The 4,810-nt window shown below is 69.3% G+C and carries 4 protein-coding genes and 1 pseudogene; 4 read left to right on the forward strand and 1 reads right to left on the reverse strand.

The window, feature by feature from the left end; genetic code table 11:
- The 4 genes from Y704_RS22105 to Y704_RS22115 form a co-directional block, all read left to right on the forward strand.
- Window positions 1-1,639 (forward strand): L-aspartate oxidase (locus Y704_RS22105; protein ID WP_051477262.1); only part of this gene is annotated, 1,639 nt, incomplete at its 5' end.
- Complete coding sequence (gene nadC / locus Y704_RS22110) at window positions 1,636-2,583, forward strand: carboxylating nicotinate-nucleotide diphosphorylase (RefSeq protein ID WP_051477264.1); 948 nt, start codon at window positions 1,636-1,638, stop codon at window positions 2,581-2,583. The genes Y704_RS22105 and nadC, both read left to right, overlap by 4 nt.
- 13 nt (window positions 2,584-2,596) lie before the next feature.
- Window positions 2,597-3,775, forward strand: a complete 1,179-nt coding sequence (locus Y704_RS0116195) for a cysteine desulfurase family protein (protein ID WP_026550880.1) — start codon at window positions 2,597-2,599, stop codon at window positions 3,773-3,775.
- 4 nt (window positions 3,776-3,779) lie between these two features.
- On the forward strand, window positions 3,780-4,550 hold the full coding sequence (locus tag Y704_RS22115) for a hypothetical protein (protein WP_051477266.1): 771 nt from the start codon (window positions 3,780-3,782) through the stop codon (window positions 4,548-4,550).
- On the opposite strand, the pseudogene Y704_RS24655 reads toward Y704_RS22115, so the two are convergent.
- Window positions 4,538-4,810: pseudogene (locus tag Y704_RS24655) on the reverse strand (hypothetical protein); the annotation flags it as partial. The gene Y704_RS22115 and the pseudogene Y704_RS24655 overlap by 13 nt on opposite strands.

The following is a 4,810-nucleotide window of genomic DNA, read 5'->3' on the forward strand; positions in this document are numbered from 1 at the left end:
TCCCGACACGATCGACGCGCACATCGCCGACACCCTCACGGCCGGCGCGGGGCTCTGCGACGCCGCCGCCGTCACGCTGATGTGCGGAGCGGCTGCACAGCACATCGAGCGGCTTGGAGAACTCGGAGTCCAGTTCGACGCCGACGGCGGGAAACTCGCCGTCGGGCGCGAAGCAGCACACAGTGTGCCGCGGATCCTGCGCATCGGGGGCGATGCCTCCGGTGCGGGCCTCGCTGCGGCGCTCATTCGCGCCGTCCGGGCGGACGAGGGCATCACAGTGGTCGAGCATGCCTTTGTCACGAAGATCCTGCGCACGTCTGACGGCCCGGCATCCCGAGCCACGGGTATCGAATACCTCGCAGGGACAGACACCGGCAGCGTGTCGGTGATCGGAGCCGACGCCGTCGTGCTGGCCACGGGCGGTGCCGGCCAGCTGTTCGAGCACACCACGAATCCTACCGTGGCCACGGCGGACGGCGTTGCGCTCGCCTGGCATGCAGGAGCGGTCGTGGCCGACGCAGAGTTCTTCCAGTTCCACCCCACGGCGCTGGACGTTCCGGGCAATCCGCTCATCTCCGAAGCTGTCCGCGGGGAGGGTGCGCGGCTCGTCGATAGGTCGGGCCAACGGTTCATGGAGCACTTCTCCGAAGCCGGCGATCTGGCCCCGCGCGATGTCGTGTCCCGGAGCATTGCCCGTCATCTGGAAGCATCGGGGGAGGCGAGGGTCTTCCTCGACGCGACCGGCCTGGACCGCGCGTTCCTCGAACGCCGCTTCCCCACGCTGACGGCGCTGACCCGGCGGCACGACCTTGATTGGGCGAGAGAGCCGATTCCCGTGGTACCCGCGGCGCACTACTGGATGGGCGGGGTGCAGACCGACACCTGGGGCCGTACCTCGCTGCGCGGGCTGTTCGCGGTGGGCGAGGTTGCGCGCACGGGCGTCCATGGGGCCAACCGGCTCGCGTCGAACTCGCTGCTGGAGGGGCTGGTCTTCGGCGGGCGGGCCGCCGCGGCGCTCTCAGCACCAGTGCCGTCGGGACCGGCATTCCCGGCCCGGAGCCCGTCAGGCCCTGCACCGTCAGGACCAGTGACCTCGGGACCGGCATTCCCTGCACCAGGGTCCGAATCGGCGCCGGGTGGCCACTGGCCGGTTTTCCCTGCGACGCCCCTCGACCTCGGAGGATCGGGCGTGGACCAGGCGTTCACCCGGGCCGAGCTGCAGCGTCTGATGTCCGACCACGCCGGTGTGATCCGGACCGGAGGCGGCCTGCGGATTGCGGCGAAGCAGCTCGCGCAGTTCGGTACATCCGGCGCCGCAGTGGCAGACTGCGAGCTGGGGAACCTCCTCGTCGCCGCACGGCTGATGGTGTATGCAGCCCACGCGCGGACCGAGTCGAGGGGCGCCCACTACCGCTCCGACGATCCGCTGTCTACGGGGTCGGGAGCAGCAGACACGTCAGCAGGGCCGGTCCGCTCGAGGGCCTTCGTCAATGGAGCGGTAGGTACAGCAGCAGGGAACACAGCTGTCACCACGGCAGCGAATGTAGCAGGGACCACGGCTGTCACCACAGCACGGAACACAGCAGGGAACACAGCAGCGAACATAGCAGTCACCACGGCAGCGGGAGGACGACCATGACCCGGTCCGGAGAATATCCCGGACTCGGCCCTCACCAGCCGCCCGCGGCCGCGCTGGTGGACCGCATCGTGGGTTCGGCGTTGGAAGAGGATGCGCCGTGGGGCGACATCACCTGCCAGGTGCTCGTGCCCGGCGGCCGGCGTGCCATTGCCTCCTTCACCGCACGCGAAGCGGGAATTTTCTGCGGTGCCCCGATGATCGAGGCGGCGTTCCGTCTCACCGATCCTGCGATCGAGGTGCGAATGGCGGTGCAGGACGGTGAACCCTTCGGCGCCGGAACTGTCCTCGCCACCGTGGCCGGGCCGGCCGCGGGTATCCTGACTGCCGAGCGCACCGCGCTGAATCTCGTCCAGCGGCTCAGTGGTATCGCCACCATGACGCGGGCTTTCGTCGACGCTGTGGAGGGTACGACCGCACGGGTCGTCGACACCCGCAAGACCACACCGGGCCTCCGCGCCTTTGAGCGCTTTGCAGTGCGCTGCGGGGGTGGCTACAACCATCGTTTCAGCCTGTCGGATGCCGTCATGGCGAAGGACAACCACCTCGCGCTGCTGTCGGCGGACGGCCCAGCTGCCCTTACGGCGAGCCTGCGTGCAGCCCGTGAGCGTCTGCCGCACACGGTGCATTTCGAAGTCGAGGTGGACCGCCTCGACCAGATCGAACCCGTCCTTGCCGCGGGTGTGGACACTCTCCTGCTCGACAACTTCTCCCTCCGGGACCTCGCCGCAGGGGTGGCGCAGATCAGGGGTCGCGCGCTGGTGGAGGCCAGCGGCAACGTCCGCCTCGACACGATCGCCGCCATCGCGCGGACCGGGGTGGACCTGATTTCCTCGGGCGCCCTGACCCACAGCGTCAGGGCGCTCGACCTCGGCCTCGATATCGACTCGGGTCTCCAAGCAGGCGGGACCCCGGACCTCACGGCCGCTTTCGGGAGCAATCAATGAACTACCTCGACCGATGATCTACCTCGACGCGGCCGCGACCGCCCCGCTTCAGCGTGCCGCACTCGAGGCATTGTGGCCGCTGCTGACCTCGAACTTCGGGAACCCCTCGAGCCACCATGCCCCCGGGGAGGCGGCAGCCGCCGCGCTCGAGGACGCACGCCGCACGGTCGCACGGATTCTCGGCTGCCGGGCATCGGAGATCACGTTCACCTCCGGCGGGACCGAGTCGAACAACTTCGTGCTCAAGGGGATAGCGCTCGCGGCCCCCCGAGGACGGCATATCGTGACGAGCCCGATCGAGCATGCCGCAGTGTCCGGCGCACTGGACTACCTGACGCGCTTCCACGGCTTCCGGGTCTCGACCGTTCCGGTGACGCCAGAGGGCATCGTTTCACTCGCTGCACTGGAAAAGGTGCTCACGCCGGAAACCACGCTGTGCACACTCATGTACGCCAACAACGAAGTGGGAACGGTCCAGCCGATCGACGAACTGGCAGGTGTCTGTGCCGCCGCCGGGGTGTACTTCCACAGCGACACCGTCCAGGCAGCAGGATGGCTGCCGCTCGGCGTCGGAGCGCTCGGCGTCGATTCCCTGAGCATCTCGGGGCACAAACTGGGCGCGCCGAAGGGGATCGGCGCCGTCTACCTGAGAGGCAGGGTTCCCTGTGAACCCCTGCAGCACGGTGGCGGCCAGGAGCGCGGGCGCCGGTCGGGAACCGAGAACGTGGCCGGCGCTGCGGCCCTGGCGGCCGCACTCGACCTGGCGCAGGGCGCCCTTCCGGAAGCGGCGCAGCTGGCGACGGTCCACCGGGACGCCCTCATCGAGCACATTCTCACCCACACGCCGAACGCACGGCTGACGGGGCATCCCACGAGGCGCCTCCCCGGCCTCGCCTCGTTCTGTTTTCCCGGGGTCAGTGGGGAAGCTGTCCTGCTGGAGCTTGAACGGCTCGGAGTAGTGGCGTCGAGCGGTTCCGCATGCGCAGCGGGCTCCGACGAGCCGTCCGCGGTGCTGCTGGCACTGGGGATCGATCCCGGGACCGCGCAGAGCGCGCTGAGGTTGTCCTGGACGCGCGACACTCCCGCGGAGGAGCTGGAAGAGGCCGCTCACGCCGTCGTCGCCGCCGTGCACAAAGTTCGGGGCCTGCGGAGTGGCAGACCCACCGACCCGGTACCGGCACATTTACACTGACGGCATGACTTCCGTTCATCTGCCCCTATGCAGGACGCTGGCACTGCTCAGCGCCGCCGTCCTGCTTCTCACCGGCTGCTCGGGCGGCGAGGAGTCCCCGGACGCCGGTCGGACGACGGCCGCGGCAAGCACCGCCCCCGCCGCTGAACCGCCTTCGCCCGAGGCGACCTCGCCTCCGCGGGAGGCCCGTGAGGGATGGAAGGTCTTCACCGACCCTCGCAGGCTCCTCAGCTTCGAGCTGCCGGCCGACTGGGTGGTCCAGCCGGCGGAACCGGGTGCGGGCGTCTATGCTGCGGACGCGGTGCACTATGCCGTACGTACCCCGGCAGGAATCACCGCTGCCGAGCTTCACACCGGGATCCAGACGGAGGACCCGCCCTGCCCGGACTTCGGGCCCTCGCCCTACTATGTCCTCGGCAGCGAGCCGCTCAGCATCCCCGCGGCACCCGACGCCGTCGACGCCATCGAGCCGCGCTTCGTCATGCGGATCATCCAGGGTTTCCGGTTCTTCAGCTCGTACGGCATCACCGACCAGGTGGGGAGAGCCGACGGCGTGGCCTGCACGCTCACCAATACGGTGCAGGCGGACAATCCGCTCGGACGCGTCAGCTTCGGGGACCTTGAAGTGCTCGTGCCGAAAGCCCCGGCGAACACCGGTCCGCAGAATGTCACCTTCGGCACGATCGGCGAGGCTCAGGCCTACTTCGACGCACCGGAGTTCGCTCCGACGCGGCAGGTCATCGCCTCACTGCAGTTCGCCGCTCAGACCGGCTGAGGCAGCGCCGCGTAGCTGACACCCGTCAGCTCCATGCTCCTGTTCCACAGGCGTGTGGCGATGTCCCTGTCCAGAACCCGGGGCGACGGCGCCACGAGCGTCGCGTTGCCGCGGGTCTCGCCCGGTCCGTCCGGTCCGTAGTAGTCGCCGCCCTGGACGCCAGGAGCGGTGGCGGCATACAGCACGGGAAGCGCGCCCGCGGCGTCTGACTGGCTCACCAGGCGGGCGAAGGCGCCGAACACGTCGAGGACGGCAGGCAG

This window comes from Arthrobacter sp. Br18, assembly GCF_000520555.1.
GTDB lineage: Bacteria > Actinomycetota > Actinomycetes > Actinomycetales > Micrococcaceae > Arthrobacter_D.